Genomic DNA, 16479 nt, shown 5'->3' with positions numbered 1-16479 from the left:
CTTAACCTTCACCAAGGCCAGAAGCGATTGCATTTCCGATAGACTCCAAGGCTTGCGGCGCATCAGGGCCTTCTGCTGTAAATTGAAGTTGGTGACCGTGCTTAACGCCCAGCGCGATGACTTTCATTAAGCTCTTCGCGTTTACTGCTTTTCCATCTCCGTCTAGGTTGGAAACACGTATAGTGGATTCAAACTTTTTCGCTTCTGCGACTAACATTGCCCCCGGACGAGCATGTAGGCCGTGAGAGTTTTTGATTTTAAATACAGCGGTATTGCCTTCTTCTGAAGATGCAGCTGTGACTTCTTCACCTTTGAACAAAGCAAGAATCTGTTCTACTGATGCATCTAAAAGCTTGCCGTGTTCATTGTTAAACACAATATTAGAAAGCGTTTTTAGGATAGGTTGGTGAGCATTGTTACATGCTGCGAACGCGAAAAGTGCACGCACTTTTTGACCTTCATATTCGCAGTCGTTTGCCGTCGAGACAAATGACACACCTGTGCGAGTGACATGTTTGTCACTGCCAATTAACCACAGGCCATTACCTAAGTGAGTTGGTTGTTTGGTAACGAGATCGGCAACGAATTCGTTATCAGCACATCCCGTATTTTTCAACAGACCACCTGCAACAGCACTAATCTGTAGCATGTCACTCGCAGGGAACATCAGTTGAATTAAAGAAGCGTCAAAGTCTGCTTCAAGCTGAACATCACCGTGCAGTAGGGCGATGATTTCGTCTTCATTTTTTGCATTACGCAGACGCTCTTCTACGCCATCTGCGCCTAGCACTTTGGTGAGCTGTTTAAGAATGCCAAGGTGTTCATCAGATTTAGCTGCGATACCGATAGCGACGAACACAGTATTGCCATCACCCCAGTCGACACCTTGTGGGAAGTGATGCACAGCAACACCCGTTGTTTTCACCATTGCACGAGTGTCGGTTGTACCGTGCGGGATGGCGATACCGTTCCCCAAAAACGTAGAGTTTTGGTTTTCACGGTTTAGCATGCCTTCAACGTAACCGCGTTCAACTAGGCCTTTATCAGTAAGGCTATGAGCAATACTCTTTATTGCTTCAAACTTATCTGTCGCTGATTGCGAGAGGGTAATGTCGTTCTTATTTAGCTTAAGCATGGTGCTTCTCCAGCCTTAAGGTATCAATTTAAAAATGTATTCTGTGTGAGAAGTTGAACGCCGCTTCTTCTGAGCGCTTATCACTCCTCAAACCTTTTATCTTTCAAGCTAAATCGATTCAGCTTGTTGGTAAATTTTTTAAAAGACTCAGAAAAACTGTTTTAAAAACTGACGTTAACAAACGAGCCTTTGCCGCTGTCCTATAGCCTAGCTCACAAATTGGTTTGTTGCGTGTTCGGGTGATTTACGTCAATTTTTAAGTTTTGCTGAATCCTTTCAGCTTTTATACTGAATCGGTTCAGCTTATAATTCAACTTATCGAAAGATCGTTGATGTATTAATATGATCGCGCGCACAGAATAAGGTTTAGAATATGACACTGGATGAAATAGCCAAATTAGCGGGTGTTTCTAAGACAACTGCAAGCTATGTGATTAACGGAAAAGCGCAGAAATACCGCATCAGCGAGAAGACTCAGAAAAAGGTGATGGCCGTTGTAGATGAGTACAATTATAAGCCAGATCATGCGGCGTCTTCCTTGCGGGCAGGTAATTCACGCTCATTTGGGCTTATCATCCCAGACTTAGAGAACACCAGTTATGCGCGTCTTGCAAAGCTGATAGAGCAGAACTCTCGGAAAGCGGGGTACCAAATTTTGATTGGCTGCTCTGATGATGATCCTGATACAGAGCAAAAGGTGGCGGAAGCATTAGTCAGTCGTCGCATTGATGCGTTGTTTGTGGCAAGTGGTATGCCCACTGCAAACGAGTATTACCTTAAGTTGCAAAATTCTGGTACGCCAGTTATCGCGCTAGACCGTCCAATGGATGATGAGCACTTTTGTTGTGTCATCAGCGAAGATTTTGATGCCGCACTTGAACTCACTCAGTCAGTACTGTCAGAGGATATTAAGTCCATTGGCTTAATCGGTGCATTGCAAGACCTTCAAGTCTCAAAAGAGCGTGAGCTCGGTTTTCTATCTGCTTCTCAACAAGGTGGCAAAACGGCAACAGTGGGTTATGGACAACACTTCTCCCGGGAAGAAGGCAAGAAAGTCTTAGAGAGATGGTTAATAGAGAACGCATTGCCAGATGCCATTGTTACAACGTCATACACACTGTTAGAAGGTGTGTTGGATGTAATGCTAGAAAAACCAGAACTGATGGGAAAGGTGCGTTTAGCGACATTTGGTGATAATCGACTGCTGGACTTCTTGCCTGTGAAAATCAACTCTTTGCCTCAACAGTTTGAGTTGATCGCGGACAGCGCAATGGAGTTAGCACTCAACGCTTCCGCCAAGCGTTACAAGCCTGGCGTAGAACTTATCCCGCGTAAAATTGTGAAACGTCACTAAGTAACTAAATAGGTTGCTCAAAGCTTTACTTCAGCCGTCAGCGCCACAAATGCGTGGTCGCTGGCGTTTTTATCTCTGTCATAAATCGGGTTGATCAGATGTTGGTTAGACACCTGATAGTCAACAACCTCGGCAACCGATATATCTGATAAGGTGTCAAACTCTTGTGAGAGCAAGATATAGTCGAGTACATTCCCAGTGGAAAAATGATAGTGCGTGGCTGGGCGTTCATCCTTCAGGGTGTCACTTTGCAATAACCAACCATCTTTGAGTTGTAATTCAGTGACGCAGTCACCAGTGTTGGATACCAATGAGCTGTTAACGCTGATAGGAGTGATAGGTTGATTCATATCGCCCATTAACACTGTCGGCATTGGTTCTTTTCGATACCTCTTTTGCATCGCGTCTCTTAACATCGCTGCTTCCCAGCCTCTTTGCTGGGTGGATAACCAGCGCCCAATAATCGTGCTAGACGTTTCTGGTTGTTCTGAGTCGGCTGGGCGTTGAGATTTCAGGTGCGTTACGTAAACGGCGATATGACCAAGTACAGGATGTATTACTTGGGCATAGATAGGTTTGCGACTGAACTCTGGAACAACACTTACTCCAAAAGGCTCAAGCGTTGCTAAGTCAAACTCTACCGCTTGTACTTTTTCTATTGGAAACCGAGATGCGATTGCCACAACAGGGCTTGAGTAAATGTACTTATCCTCAACATGTGGGGTGTCAACGGTCGCAAAGTAGGGGTAGCCGATGGTTGAAAAAAATGTCTGGGTCTTCTCGATACTGAACACTTCTTGTAAACCAATCACGTCGCCTTCCAGTTTTTCAACTTGACGTTGCGTCCACGAAAGTTTGTCTCGCCATTGCTCTAACGAGTATATGTTCTCGAAATCATAGTAGGCGTTAGGCGGTGCGACAAAATTAAACAAGTTCGCAGTGACAAAGGTAATTCTACTTGGTTGAGACAAAGTATTCGCTCTTTTCAACAATAACTTAGAGAGTATATACCTTCAGGTTGCGTAATTGCAGCTTCGTTTGAGCTACGCATCGGTATACAAGCTAACGAGCGACAAGTTAAATGGGTTAAGAGGTGCTCAAATGCCAAGGCGAATCGGTGATTGAACATCGCCAGAGGTTTCTATTTTTAAGCATTGCGTTTAAACTTCAGGGCATCAAATAGTAAGAGTAAGTAACATGACCCAAGATTACGACCACGAAGAGTATTTAGAAGGCGAAGAGATTGAGATCGAAGCGATTGGCATCGATGTTGATGCGCATCCAATCGAACTGTACAAGCTTTTTAAAATCGCAAACTTGGTCAGCGGTGGCGGCGAAGCAAAACATATCATCGAGGAAGGCTACGTCGCGGTGAATGGTGAACTAGAAACACGTAAGCGCCGCAAGATGTATGATGGTGACTTTTTCGAGTTTAACCAGGAATATTATGTTGTGGTTTGCGATGCGCCAGTAACCGAACCTGAAACGGCAGAGCAAAAAGCAGAAAAGAAAGCGAAAAAAGAAGCGCAGTCTTCTCGTAAAGATAAGTCTCGTCAAAGTAAGTCACCTAAAGCCTCTGGGCCTAAATCAACAGGCCGCAAAGCGGCACATAAAGAGCGTAAAGCGCAGAAAGAAGCGTTGTCTCAGTCTGCTAAGAAAGGCAAAAAAGAAGACAAACCACAAGCCACTCGTGATCCGAAGAGCGGTCGTAATTCTATTGATTTTTTCTAGGGAAATGAACGCTTAACTAAATAAGTGACATCTGAGTAAAACTAAAAAGCGCCGAGCATATTATATCGGCGCTTTTTTGGTTTCACTGTGCTGTAAGTGGGCAGTGTTAATGCACTGTCGTCTCGATGTTTAGGCTATCTGTCCAGTGATGAATGGCGCAAGGCTTTCCTAAGTAAAAGCCTTGGTAATAATCCAAATTAAGTTGATACATAGCTTGTAGCTGCACGTCTTCTTCAACCCCTTCTATAATGACTTTTGCTCCCATATGATCCGCTAGATCAACGGCGCTATGTATGGAAAAGGTTTCTCCGGCGCAGTAGTCTAGCAAATAGGAACGATCGATTTTGATGATGTCAGGGCAGAGCTGCTGAACACGTGCGATATCAGAATGTTGGGCGCCAAAATCATCGATAGCAAAGATAAAACCATTCGCTTTCATTAACTGTACGGCTTTGATTAATAAATCCGTATTTCCGCATGACTCTTCGACTACTTCAAAAACTACGTCTGATGGGCTCATACCAAGTTCGGAAAGGCGTTTGTAAAGCAGGCCGTTATCTTTAAAGCCCATGTCTTTGGTTAGCGTGAGTAGCGTTTGAGGCATGACGTTAAGAAACAGTTTGATCGGTGTCCCTGCGAAATAGCGTGCAAAATTTCGAATGTGCATTGCTCTGGATAAAAACTCTACACATAAGCGAAAGTAGGGATCAAGAGCATTATTGGCCAGAAACACGTCAGGACGAATTAGGGAACCATCAATGCCACGAATACGCAGTAAGGCTTCCATACCAATAATACGTTGGCGTCTATCAAAAATTGGCTGATAAACACTGTGAAAAGTGAATTGATTGAGAACTACGTAATATTCACCAAGATTATCTTGTTTTATGTATCGCTCGTAGTCGGATTGATTCTTTAACTCCATGAAAAACGCCGAAAATTTAGCATCTTGCCAATGTAACAGGGTGCAATTCTGATTTGAAGAATCAAATGTGCCTAATTACATATGCGGTTGAGTTAATTTGAAATGGCTTCCGATTTTGCTTCAATATGGCGAAAAATAAGTGACAGACCAAAACAAATTAAGAAGTAAGCGAGGCCGACAATCAACCAAATTTCAAATATATACCCTGATGAATTTGCCATCTCTGTCCCAACAAACGTCATTTCTTGTATCGAAATCAGTGAAACAATAGAGGTGTCTTTCACCAAAGCGATGGTTTGACCGGCAAGTGCAGGTGTTATTGATTTAAGCACCTGTGGCGCGATAACAAATCGGTATTTCACCCACCGAGACAAGCCCAATGAGTCAGCCGCCTCCCACTGACCTTGGTCGATACTTTGTAAACCACCGCGCACAACTTCTGCAATGTAGGCAGAAGAGAGTAAGCCGACACATAACACGCCAGAGGCAAGGTTTTCCCAAAGGTTCGAAGGCCCAAACAGAAAGCGCTGTAGCGCATTTGGTTCGCCGTTGTAGTTTCGTAGAAGATCTTCCAAACCGAGTAACGGGATCAATTGGTTAGAAATGAAAAAGTAGAAAATAAAAACAAACACCAACGGAGGGATGTTTCTCACTAACTGGATAAACGCATTGGCAGGTGTGCGCAACCAAACGGAACGAGAGAAGCGTGCTAAGCCTAACAAAGTGCCAAACACTAATGCGAAGCTGATGCCCCAAATACTGAGCCTTAACGTCGAAATCAAACCTTGGAAGAAGTAGGGCAAACCACCATCTGCTCTAGGCGTGAAAAGTAATTCAAGCGCCTCTTTCCACTGCCACAAATAATGCACACCAACAGCGGACCGATGGTACAGCCAAACACCACCGATACCGCACATAACAAGTAGTACCCAGTCTAGTGTGTTTAATTGCGGTAAAAGGTAGCCTGTGCTGGATTTCGCGGGTGCTGTGCGAGTGGTAGTGTGTTCGCCCAAAAATTTGACTCCGATAAGTTATGGAAAAGTAAAATGAATGATTGGAGAGTATAGGCTCGCGGCGTCCACGAGCCATTAAGATTACTGGCCTTGCGCGACTTGATCTTGCCAATCTAATGTCGAGAACCAGTATTCATAACGTTGTTTTAACCATCCATCTTGGGTTCTTGCTTCAATCCATTTATTGAAAAAGGCCTTTTTATCTTCTTCCCCCAAACGAACTGCAAAGGCTTCGTTACCTTGTGATAGTCGCTCAGAGAATGGAAGGAATAGTTTGTCGCTGTGTTTCACTGTCTCATGTTCTGGTTTTGGGCTAGAAGCAATGACCGCGTAGGCGTTACCATTCAGCACCTCTTGGAACGCTTGTGCGTCGTCATCGAATTGCAGGATCTTCGCTTTCGGGAAGGTTTCTCTGGCTACTTGAACGGTGAATGCGCCGCGACGAGCCGCAATTTTTACGCGTCGTGAATCAAAATCCGAAAATTCGCTAAAACCAGAGGCGAGTTCTTTGTTTGCTGCTACTTGAACGCCTGAGTGTGAGTAGGGCTCAGTAAACAAGACGCTTTTGGAGCGTTCAGGCGTAACAGACATGCCACCAATGATCACGTCGAACTTTTTCGCCAGTAGTGCGGGAATAATGCCATCCCACGCAGTTGGTACGAATTCCACTTTCAAACCTGAATCTTGTGCTAAGCGTTTGGCAACATCGATTTCAAAACCGATTAACTCACCTTGCTTGTTACGCATTGCCCAAGGTACAAATGTTGACATACCAACTCGCAAAGTGCCTCGTTCTTTGATTTGATCTACATTGGGTGTGGCAACATCTTCTTTCGCGATTGTAGGCATAGCGATGGCTAGCCCTAATAATGCAGTAATGGTCGCTTTGAATAACTTCATGTTATCTCCTTATAATTTGCGCCAACTGGCTCCGAGTTTGTGTTCTAGCCATGCAGACAAGCCAGAAAGTGACAGAGTGAGAGCAAGATAAATTGCTGCCACGGTAAACCAAATTTCAAACGGCATCGCCGTCTCTGAGACGATGTTGCGTGCCTGTGTTGTTAGATCAAAAATCGCCATCACGCTTACAATGGAAGAGTTTTTGATCAAAGAAACCACTTCATTGGTTAATGGCGGTAATGTGCGCTGTAAAACCTGAGGCAAAATTACGTCTTTGTAGGTGTAAAACGGTGATAGTCCGAGAGTTTGTGCTGCTTCGAATTGCCCTTTAGGAATACTGTTTAAACCTGCACGGAATATTTCCGCGGTGTAGGCACCTTGGAAAAGGGATAATGCCAAAACGGCGGTGCTGAATCGGTCCAAACCAATCACGGGGCCAAACACGAAGTAGAGTAAATAGATTTGCACCAACAACGGCGTGTTACGTATTACTTCGACATAAGTGGTACCAATAACATTGCCGACTTTCGAATCGCTAAGCCTTAGTAACGCGGTGACCAACCCCAACACTAAGGTAAAAAATAGACTAATAGCAGAGATGTTAAGCGTGACCAATAGCCCATCAATAAGTTCTGCCGGCCACCATTCGCCATCTTCATAAAAAGCGATGTAATCAGGTACGCGCTCCCATTGCCATTGATAGCCCATAGCGTCGGCACCAGAGTCCAACACCCACACAATCGCGATGAAGAGGAGCGTCATTTGCAGTAAAGCTTGAAGGACAGGTTTGATTACGCGAACTATCATCAGTAACTTAAAATTTGGTTCAAAAATGCTTGGGTGCGTGGATGCTGTGGTGTCTCAAATAAGGCGACTGGAGAGTTCATTTCCAAGATTTGGCCTTCATCCATAAATACCACGCGGTTCGCTACTTTTTTGGCAAATCCCATTTCATGCGTGACGCAAATCATCGTCATTCCGCTTTGAGCCAGCTCAACCATGACATCCAACACTTCGTTGATCATTTCCGGATCAAGCGCTGAAGTTGGCTCGTCAAACAGGAGTAAATCCGGTTCCATACACAAGGAGCGGGCAATCGCGACGCGTTGCTGCTGACCGCCAGAAAGCTGGATAGGATACTTACTCGCTTGCTCTTCAATATTGACTCGCTTTAGGTAATGTTTTGCGCGTTTTTCAGCTTCTTGTTTTGATAATTTGAGTGTGCGAATCGGCGCTAAGGTGAGGTTTTCCAGTACAGTCAAGTGAGGAAAAAGGTGAAAGTGTTGGAACACCATGCCGATTTTACCGGGCTTGAGAGATTTTGCGTGAGAAGGCTGGTCGAACACATGAAGCTGGCCTTCTTGAATCGATTCAAGATGGTTGATGCAACGAATGAGCGTTGATTTTCCGGAACCTGAAGGGCCACACACCACGATGATCTCGCCAGAATGCACGGAGAAGTTGATGTCTTTTAGAGCGTGGTAATCGCCATACCACTTATTTACGTCGCTAAACTCAACGACGGGAGTATTCTCTTTCAAAGGGGCACGCTATAACGGAAAAATATCCTTTTACAATAGCAAGTTGTGCGCGTAATTTCATTAAGAATAAGCTAATGTTTAGGCGATGATTTTAAGACTCTATTCAGATCGCTTACAAGAGACATCCATGTTTCTTTAATGTTGGTGCAGTCTAGAGTATGACTAACTCAGTTCAACGAGATACGGATAACGAACAACAATCGCAACAACAGACATAACCATTAGTGTCTGTGCAGAATAGTAGGTCACCATGACAACTTGTCGTGAAAATATTGACCGTCCTCCAAAGCGTTCGAAAGCCAATACGATGCCAGAGATAATAAAGATAAAGCTTCCGAGCACTGCAAAGGAGGAGGATTGTGTTTTCCCACTCAAATAATACTCGATCGAAGCCCAGCACATAGTCATCAGTACCAATATATAACTGGCAACTGGCCGTTTCTCTTTACCGAGATCCGGTCGGAACAACCAGTAGACGCATATACCGAGTCCGAACAAGGCAATTGGGAGCCAAGGTGTAAAATGCCACGCTGACATGATGGCAAAACCATAACTATAGGAGAGATGGGCAGAGCAAAAGAGCACTAATCCTGTAATGAACTTGTCTCTAGGGAGCATTAATAACACGTCACCAAGCAACGAGAGCGATAAGCCAATCAAAATCCAATGCGCATATGGCATTGGGTAAGCCGGGGACTGAATTAAAATACCAAGCATACAGAGCACTGGTAATGGTTTAGAAACGTAAAAGAGCCATTTAGAGCCTTTACGGATACTGATGATATGTATGAATGCTAATACGACAACAACTAGCCACATAAAGTGTTTTCTCGAACAGACAAAATTATGTAGTACATCACTACAACAAATCAAAACTTAATTAACGAGTTAACTCGTTCTTTGATCTCAATTATTTTTATTTGTGTAAAGCTGGACAGTTGTCTCTTTACTAACCAACACGGCCGATTTTTTGTCTGGAGGGAATCGTTGTTTTTAGAAGCCTCCTCGTTTTGAACGTGATGTGGCTTACAAAATAGCATAAAAAAAAGGTATTGTGACTGTTAAGTCACAATACCGTTAAACCCTAGGAAGGGCAGTGAAGAATTGTTGCAGTTATGAGACAGCTAACTCTAAGATTTCTCGGCTACGTTCAAGTGTGATCGCCTGGTTTTCACCTAAAACAGTCATGCCGTGTTTGTTTAGTTGATCAATGATGGCATCGATAGCTTGTTCACGGCTCTCACCATAGTTTTCGAGCTTAGTTGCGACATCAAGTTGATGATAAAACGCTTCGATAGATTCGATTGTGCGCTCTGCTAAATCCTCACCTGCTTCAAGACCAAATACGTTGCGACCCATTTGTTCTAACTTAGGGCGCTTAAACTGCATTTGGTTACGAAGTAACGACGGTTGGACAATTGCAAGAGAACGCGCATGATCAACGCCCCATAGAGCCGTTAATTCATGGCCGATCATATGTGTTGCCCAGTCTTGTGGAACGCCACTACCAATTAACCCATTCAATGCTTGGTTAGCAGACCACATTAAGTTTGCGCGCCACATATCGTCGTCTCGTTCCGCAAACTGTTCTCCGAGTGTTTTTAAAGTTTTCAGCAGTGTTTCTGCGTAACCATCTTGAACCATTGCACCGGTAGGAAGCGTCAAGTATTGCTCACATACGTGCACCCATGCGTCAACAATGCCGTTGATAAGCTGGCGTTCTGGCAGTGTTTTCATTACATCTGGGTCTAACACGGCAAATTTTGGCTGCACTGCTGGAGACATGAACGGAAGTTTGTCTTGAGTTTCTTTTTTAGTGATAACTGCGCCCATGTTTGACTCTGAGCCTGTTGCTGGCAATGTCAAAATTGCAGCTAGAGGCGTCGCTTCAGTGACTTGGTGCTTACCAATCATGATATCCCAACCATCACCATCATACTTTGATGCCGCTGCTACGTATTTGGAGCCATCGATGACTGAACCACCACCTACCGCTAAAATAAAGTCAACGCCATGCTCTTTTACCATTGCGACTGCTTTATCGAGTGTTTCTTTGGTTGGGTTTGGTTCAACACCTGAAAACTCTAGCCATTCATGTCCCTCAAGAGCTTCTGCTACTTGGTCGTACACGCCATTTTTTTTGATGGAGCCACCACCGTATACCACTAAAACTTTTTGGTCGGATGGGATAGCTTCTTTGATTGCTGCGATTTGTTTTTGACCAAAGAAAATCTTGGTTGGGTTTACATAAGAAAAGTTCATTATTAGCCCTCTTGCTTCCAGTGAAGGAGATTGAATACATGCATATTAGTCCTGATTAACGATGGTTAACAGGTCGATTTCTGCAAATAATTTGCCTATTTCTACAAAATTAATGCTTTTGAGCTAGAAAGTTAAAGTCGAGAGGAAGTATAGTGCTCGAAACGATAATAGAGACCAAACTCGTTGGTCATTGATGGAGCGCTCTAATGCACACTCTCGCAGATATCATGCAGCAATATGTTGAAAAGCAGGGGCTGCATGACCTAGAAGGTATGAAGAAAACAGCGATAGATGGCGTATGGTTTTATCGCAGTAGCAAAGGGAATCATCGCCAGCCGTTTGTCTATCAGTCCGGCATCATCGTCTTGGGTCAAGGGCATAAGAATATTCATATTGGTGATACACCAGTGCAATATGGGCCCGATGATTACCTTGTTGTCGGGGTTCCCATGCCACTAGAGTGCGAAGCGTTTGCGACAAACAATGAGCCTTTACTTGGCATTTCGATAGATATTTCGCCAACGCTTCTTCATAAACTCGTTAAAAAATTAGAGGCTGAGAAATTCAGTAATAAGTGTCTGGATGCGACCCGTTGCGGCCTTAAGTCGGTACGTATGAATGAAGGTATGTTGGATGCGTGCAAGCGGTTAATGAAAGCAATGTGTGACGAGCTTGATGTTATCATGCTTGGCGAGCTGCTTCTTGAGGAAATTGTGTATCGTACTTTGGTGAGCAAAGAGGGGTATGTTTTATTTGACCTAGCACATCAAGAAGGTTCTTACGCGAGGGTCGCTAAAGCACTAAATCGCGTGCATCAAGCGTATCACGAACAGTTGAACGTACAAGCATTGGCTGAAGAAGCCAACATGAGTGTGTCTGCTTTCCATCAAGCATTTCGCAATGTCACGCTTGAATCTCCGCTGCAATATATTAAGAAAGTTCGACTTAACAAAGCGCGCGAATTGATCCAGTTAGAGGGGCGACGTGTTAATGATGCAGCGAGAATGGTCGGGTACACGAGCCCATCACAGTTTAGTCGCGAGTACAAGCGGCATTTTAATGAAACGCCAAGGTCAACAAAGGCTTAGTGATCTTTATTTCAAAATGGCGACTTTTTTTACCTTTTTTATTAATTTGCGAGTGACATATTTATTTGAGTTATAAAATTAGTTACTGGTGCCAAATAATAGGTACGTTGTTGCAATCATTTAGTGGATTGTTGCGAGGCGGTGTGGAAAACTCGTAAATAGATAGTGTGAAATTACCAACTTGTACTTAAGTTATTTTACGTCGAAATAAAAGTATAGATGCGTTTCGTTTAGCGCATTTAGTATTGTTTTAACAATAACTTAAGGAAGAGCGATTATGCACCTTAACAACGGCAACGCAGTGAAAAACGTGTTCACACTAAGCACACTCACCGCTTCTTGTCTTATGGCCTTCAATAGCTACGCAGCAGTTGACTGTGCCCCTCTAGAAACTTGGCAATCATCAAAAGTTTATAACGGTGGCGACCAAGTTCAGCATGAAGGTAATGCTTATAAAGCGCGTTACTGGACGCAAAACAATAATCCAGCGCAATCTGGTGAGTGGGGCGAGTGGGAAACACTTGGCGCTTGTGATGGCACTGGACCGGTTGATCCACCTCAGAATGAAGTCCCGACGGTTACTCTGACATCGCCTTCTGCGTCGGCTTCTGTGACTGCGGGTGATGTTGTTAACCTAGCTGCAGATGCGGCAGATACTGATGGGACTGTTAGCAAAGTAGAGTTCTTTGTTGATGGTGTATTCGTTGGTCAGGCAACGTCTGCGCCGTATGCTGCATCGTGGACAGCAACTGAAGGACAGCACGAGTTCTCTACCAAGGCCTATGACGATGCAGGTGCCGTTAGTACGGCAAGTGTTGTGACGTTAACAGTAAACGGCGGCGCAGTGACATCTAATTGTCGTCCTGATGGTCTTTATCAAACAACGGGTGTAGATGTTCCTTACTGTTCTATTTATGATGAAGAAGGTCGTGAGAAAATGGGGGCTGATCACCCACGTCGTGTAATCGGCTACTTCACCAGTTGGCGATCAGGTGACGACCCACAAGCGACTTACCTTGTTAAAGACATTCCTTGGGAACAACTTACTCACATTAACTACGCGTTTGTGAGCATTGGTTCTGACGGCAAAGTAAACGTTGGCGACGTTAATGATCCTAACAACCCTGCTACAGGTAAAACTTGGCCAGGCGTTGAGGTAGATCCTGCTCTTGGTTTTAAAGGTCATTTTGGTGCACTAGCAACTTACAAGCAAAAACATGATGTTAAAACGCTAATCTCGATTGGTGGTTGGGCTGAAACGGGCGGTCACTTCGATACGAACGGCGATCGTGTAGCTGATGGTGGCTTCTACACCATGACGACGAATGCGGACGGTTCTATTAATCATGCTGGTATTGAGAAGTTCGCAACTTCTGCCGTTGAAATGATGCGTCAGTACAAGTTCGATGGCCTGGATATTGACTATGAATACCCGACGTCAATGGCTGGTGCTGGTAACCCTTACGACAAAGACTTCATGGAACCACGTCGTCAGTATTTATGGGCGTCTTACCAAGAGCTGATGAAAGTATTGCGTGAGAAACTTGATGCGGCATCCGCGCAAGATGGTATTCATTATATGCTGACTATCGCAGCACCATCTTCAGGTTACTTGCTACGTGGGATGGAAACCTTCGATGTAACTAAGTACCTAGACTACGTAAACATCATGTCTTACGACTTGCATGGGGCTTGGAATGATCACGTTGGTCATAACGCGGCTTTATTCGATACAGGTAAAGACTCTGAGTTAGCGCAGTGGAACGTATACGGCACTGCTGCATACGGTGGTATCGGTTACTTGAACACAGACTGGGCTTACCATTACTTCCGTGGTTCTATGCCAGCAGGTCGTATCAACATTGGTGTTCCTTACTACACCCGTGGTTGGCAAGGTGTTACTGGTGGCGAAAATGGCCTATGGGGCCGAGCGGCACTACCAAACCAAGCAGAGTGCCAACCGGGCACAGGTGAAGGTGAGAAGAACAACTGTGGTCACGGCGCTATTGGTATCGACAACATGTGGCATGATACCGACCCTAAAGGAAACGAAATGGGCGCTGGTTCTAACCCAATGTGGCATGCTAAGAACCTAGAAAACGGTATTTGGGGCTCTTACGCAGCTGCTTACGGTCTCGACCCTGTCAACGATCCTTCAGATAAGTTTGTTGGTACTTATACCCGTCATTACGATAGCGTTGCTGTGGCACCTTGGTTGTGGAACGCAGAGAAGAGCGTATTCCTATCTACGGAAGATAAAGCTTCTATCGAGGTGAAAGCCGATTACGTTATCGATAAAGAGATCGGCGGTATCATGTTCTGGGAACTAGCCGGTGATTACAACTGTTACGTACTGGATGCAAATGGTAATCGTACGGCAGTAGATGCAACTGAACAAGCTTGTGCGGCGGGTAATGGTGAATACCACATGGGTAACACTATGACCAAAGCTATCTACGACAAGTTTAAGTCTGCGACGCCTTACGGCAACAAAGTAGCGACTGGCCCAACACCAACTGAAGCAGTAGACATTACTGTTAGTGTTGGCGGCTTCAAAGTTGGCGACCAAAACTACCCAATTAACCCGAAAATCACGTTTACGAACAACACTGGTCAAGCGATCCCTGGCGGTACTGAATTCCAATTCGATATCCCAGTATCTGCACCGGACAACGCGAAAGACCAATCAGGTGGTGGTTTGAAAGTGATTGCTTCTGGACATACTCGAGCAAACAACATTGGTGGCTTAGATGGCGTAATGCACCGTGTGTCGTTCTCTCTACCAGCATGGAAAGACTTGCCAGCGGGCGGCACTTACGAGCTTGATATGGTTTACTACCTACCAATCTCTGGTCCGGCTAACTACTCAGTGATTTCTGGTGGTAAAGAGTTTGCGTTTAAGTTTGAACAGCCAGATCTACCAATTGGTGACCTAAATGCGGGCACGGGTGGTGGTACCACTGAACCAGGTACGTGTGATACGACAGGTTTAGTGACATACCCAGCTCTGCCACAAACGGATTGGGCAGGTAATCCAAGCCACGCTAACCAAGGTGATAAGATCATCCACAACGGTGTGGTTTACCAAGCGAACTGGTGGACAGCGGCTGAACCGGGTACAGATGGTAGCTGGTCAACGGTATGTAACATCTAATTATTATGGATTATTTGTTATAGCCTAATGTTTACAGGCACTTAAACAAAAGCGCACGATGACTATCGTGCGCTTTTTTGTTGTGATAGTTTGTCGTTTAATCGAATTGGTAACTTTCGGGTATGACGACAATACCTTTGTCTGAGATTTTAAATCGCTTCGCATCTTCAAGTTTGTTGATGCCAATTTGAGTATGTGGCGGAATACGAACATGTTTATCAACTATGCAGTTGACCAACTGACTTCCTTCACCAACTTCTACGTCATCAAAAATGATGGAATCGACTACCGTTGCACTATCTTGAATGCGTACATTAGAGGAAATAATGGAGTGCTGTACCGAGCCTCCGGAATTGATGACACCGGTAGCAATGATGGAGTTAATAAAAATGCCTTCATTACCCGTGGCCGACGATACAGTACGAGCTGGTGGAAACTGCGGCTCGTAAGTACGAATCGCCCAATTAGACTGATAAAGGTTCATTGGCGGCACAGGTTCTAGTAGATCCATATTCGCTTCATAGAAGGAATCAATGGTACCCACGTCGCGCCAATAGCAATCTTTATCGACGCGCCCTTTACTTCCACAGAATTGATAAGCGTAAACGGATTCGGTATCAATTAGCTTAGGTATGATGTCTTTTCCGAAGTCATGGCTTGATGAATCGAGTTTTGAGTCGTCTTCGAGTGCTTCTTTTAAAACATCCATATCAAAGATATAGATTCCCATGGAAACGAGGCTTCTGGTTTTGCTTCCTGGAAGGGTAGGTGGGCATTCTGGTTTTTCTATAAATGAAGTAACTAGCCCGTTTTCTGCGGTGCCCATTACACCGAATGCTGAAGCATCCTCTACGGGAACATCCATACAGGCAACGGTGAGCTTAGCACCTTTCTCTTTATGCTCTTCAAGCATTGCGGCGTAGTCCATTCGATAGATATGATCGCCGGATAACACAACCACATACTTTGCATCATTTCGCGATAGCAACCACATGTTGTGATAAATCGCATCGGCGGTTCCTTCATACCATGCACCACCTTTGCGCATTTGTGGTGGAACAGCAGTAATGTACTCGCCTAGCTCTGGATTGAATATCGACCAGCCGTCTCGTAAGTGTTTTTGAAGTGAATGAGATTTATATTGGGTTAAAACAAGGATCTTGCGTAAACCCGAATGTAAACAATTGGTTAGTGTGAAATCTATAATTCTATATTTTCCGCCAAAAGGTACGGCTGGCTTGGTTCTGTCATCGGTGAGTGGGCTGAGTCTAGACCCCATCCCTCCTGCTAAAATTACGGCGAGTGCGTCTTCCATAGTATTCCCTTTCCCTTTTCTGACATGCATCAAAACGGTGCTAACCTGAAGGAGGTGGTAT

General features: G+C 44.6%; 14 protein-coding genes. 4 read left to right on the top strand and 10 right to left on the bottom strand.

What is annotated here, in order from left to right:
- Position 1: 1 nt before the first annotated feature.
- On the bottom strand, positions 2–1135 hold the full coding sequence (gene fruB, locus R7Z77_RS18050; RefSeq protein WP_213967985.1) for a fused PTS fructose transporter subunit IIA/HPr protein: 1134 nt from the start codon (positions 1133–1135) through the stop codon (positions 2–4).
- 373 nt (positions 1136–1508) lie between these two features.
- Here fruB and cra point away from each other — a divergent pair, with 373 nt between their 5' ends.
- Positions 1509–2489 (top strand): catabolite repressor/activator, encoded by a 981-nt coding sequence (gene cra / locus R7Z77_RS18045; protein ID WP_005376402.1) that lies wholly within the window; start codon positions 1509–1511, stop codon positions 2487–2489.
- 17 nt (positions 2490–2506) lie between these two features.
- Here cra and R7Z77_RS18040 read toward each other — a convergent pair whose 3' ends face one another.
- The gene (locus tag R7Z77_RS18040; RefSeq protein ID WP_213967986.1) at positions 2507–3460 is read right to left on the bottom strand and encodes an endonuclease/exonuclease/phosphatase family protein; all 954 of its coding nucleotides are present in this window, start codon (positions 3458–3460) and stop codon (positions 2507–2509) included.
- 226 nt (positions 3461–3686) lie between these two features.
- Between R7Z77_RS18040 and R7Z77_RS18035 the strand changes: the two genes are divergently transcribed.
- Positions 3687–4220 carry an RNA-binding S4 domain-containing protein gene (locus R7Z77_RS18035; RefSeq protein ID WP_005376400.1) on the top strand — a complete coding sequence of 178 codons (534 nt, stop codon included), beginning with the start codon at positions 3687–3689 and terminating at the stop codon, positions 4218–4220.
- A gap of 106 nt (positions 4221–4326) precedes the next feature.
- Here R7Z77_RS18035 and R7Z77_RS18030 read toward each other — a convergent pair whose 3' ends face one another.
- The 7 genes from R7Z77_RS18030 to R7Z77_RS18000 all read right to left on the bottom strand — a co-directional run bounded on the left by R7Z77_RS18030 (position 4327) and on the right by R7Z77_RS18000 (position 10861).
- Entirely contained in the window at positions 4327–5145 is an 819-nt protein-coding gene (locus R7Z77_RS18030; protein ID WP_005376399.1) for an EAL domain-containing protein, read from the bottom strand.
- Between the two features lie 92 nt (positions 5146–5237).
- Positions 5238–6158: an amino acid ABC transporter permease gene (locus tag R7Z77_RS18025; protein WP_213967987.1), complete on the bottom strand. Its 921-nt coding sequence runs from the start codon at positions 6156–6158 to the stop codon at positions 5238–5240.
- Between the two features lie 81 nt (positions 6159–6239).
- Positions 6240–7058, bottom strand: a complete 819-nt coding sequence (locus R7Z77_RS18020) for a transporter substrate-binding domain-containing protein (protein WP_213967988.1) — start codon at positions 7056–7058, stop codon at positions 6240–6242.
- Between the two features lie 9 nt (positions 7059–7067).
- On the bottom strand, positions 7068–7865 hold the full coding sequence (locus R7Z77_RS18015; RefSeq protein ID WP_005376396.1) for an amino acid ABC transporter permease: 798 nt from the start codon (positions 7863–7865) through the stop codon (positions 7068–7070).
- Entirely contained in the window at positions 7865–8599 is a 735-nt protein-coding gene (locus tag R7Z77_RS18010; RefSeq protein ID WP_213967989.1) for an amino acid ABC transporter ATP-binding protein, read from the bottom strand. Before R7Z77_RS18010 ends, R7Z77_RS18015 begins: the two co-directional genes overlap by 1 nt.
- A 162-nt stretch (positions 8600–8761) precedes the next feature.
- The gene (locus R7Z77_RS18005; protein ID WP_005376394.1) at positions 8762–9418 is read right to left on the bottom strand and encodes a lysoplasmalogenase; all 657 of its coding nucleotides are present in this window, start codon (positions 9416–9418) and stop codon (positions 8762–8764) included.
- A 294-nt stretch (positions 9419–9712) separates the two neighbouring features.
- Positions 9713–10861 carry an iron-containing alcohol dehydrogenase gene (locus R7Z77_RS18000; RefSeq protein WP_005386076.1) on the bottom strand — a complete coding sequence of 383 codons (1149 nt, stop codon included), beginning with the start codon at positions 10859–10861 and terminating at the stop codon, positions 9713–9715.
- A gap of 206 nt (positions 10862–11067) precedes the next feature.
- Here R7Z77_RS18000 and R7Z77_RS17995 point away from each other — a divergent pair, with 206 nt between their 5' ends.
- Both R7Z77_RS17995 and R7Z77_RS17990 read left to right on the top strand, forming a co-directional pair.
- A complete protein-coding gene (locus tag R7Z77_RS17995; protein WP_033906538.1) occupies positions 11068–11949 on the top strand; it encodes an AraC family transcriptional regulator in 882 nt (293 codons plus the stop codon).
- 277 nt (positions 11950–12226) lie between these two features.
- On the top strand, positions 12227–15103 hold the full coding sequence (locus R7Z77_RS17990; RefSeq protein ID WP_318136777.1) for a chitinase C-terminal domain-containing protein: 2877 nt from the start codon (positions 12227–12229) through the stop codon (positions 15101–15103).
- A 97-nt stretch (positions 15104–15200) separates the two neighbouring features.
- Here R7Z77_RS17990 and glgC read toward each other — a convergent pair whose 3' ends face one another.
- On the bottom strand, positions 15201–16418 hold the full coding sequence (gene glgC, locus R7Z77_RS17985) for a glucose-1-phosphate adenylyltransferase (protein WP_006742254.1): 1218 nt from the start codon (positions 16416–16418) through the stop codon (positions 15201–15203).
- Between the last annotated feature and the right edge of the window lie 61 nt (positions 16419–16479).

It is taken from the genome of Vibrio sp. 1401 (genome assembly GCF_033340295.1).
The sequence above is the reverse complement of the archived record's forward strand: the minus strand, read 5'-3'. Positions and strand labels throughout refer to the sequence as shown.

Coding starts and splice junctions, on each gene's coding strand:
- fruB (WP_213967985.1), bottom strand. CDS start 1,135: ATGCTTAAGCTAAATAAGAACGACATTACCCTCTCGCAATCAGCGACA.
- cra (WP_005376402.1), top strand. CDS start 1,509: ATGACACTGGATGAAATAGCCAAATTAGCGGGTGTTTCTAAGACAACT.
- R7Z77_RS18035 (WP_005376400.1), top strand. CDS start 3,687: ATGACCCAAGATTACGACCACGAAGAGTATTTAGAAGGCGAAGAGATT.
- R7Z77_RS18030 (WP_005376399.1), bottom strand. CDS start 5,145: ATGGAGTTAAAGAATCAATCCGACTACGAGCGATACATAAAACAAGAT.
- R7Z77_RS18020 (WP_213967988.1), bottom strand. CDS start 7,058: ATGAAGTTATTCAAAGCGACCATTACTGCATTATTAGGGCTAGCCATC.
- R7Z77_RS18015 (WP_005376396.1), bottom strand. CDS start 7,865: ATGATAGTTCGCGTAATCAAACCTGTCCTTCAAGCTTTACTGCAAATG.
- R7Z77_RS18005 (WP_005376394.1), bottom strand. CDS start 9,418: ATGTGGCTAGTTGTTGTCGTATTAGCATTCATACATATCATCAGTATC.
- R7Z77_RS18000 (WP_005386076.1), bottom strand. CDS start 10,861: ATGAACTTTTCTTATGTAAACCCAACCAAGATTTTCTTTGGTCAAAAA.
- R7Z77_RS17995 (WP_033906538.1), top strand. CDS start 11,068: ATGCACACTCTCGCAGATATCATGCAGCAATATGTTGAAAAGCAGGGG.
- R7Z77_RS17990 (WP_318136777.1), top strand. CDS start 12,227: ATGCACCTTAACAACGGCAACGCAGTGAAAAACGTGTTCACACTAAGC.
- glgC (WP_006742254.1), bottom strand. CDS start 16,418: ATGGAAGACGCACTCGCCGTAATTTTAGCAGGAGGGATGGGGTCTAGA.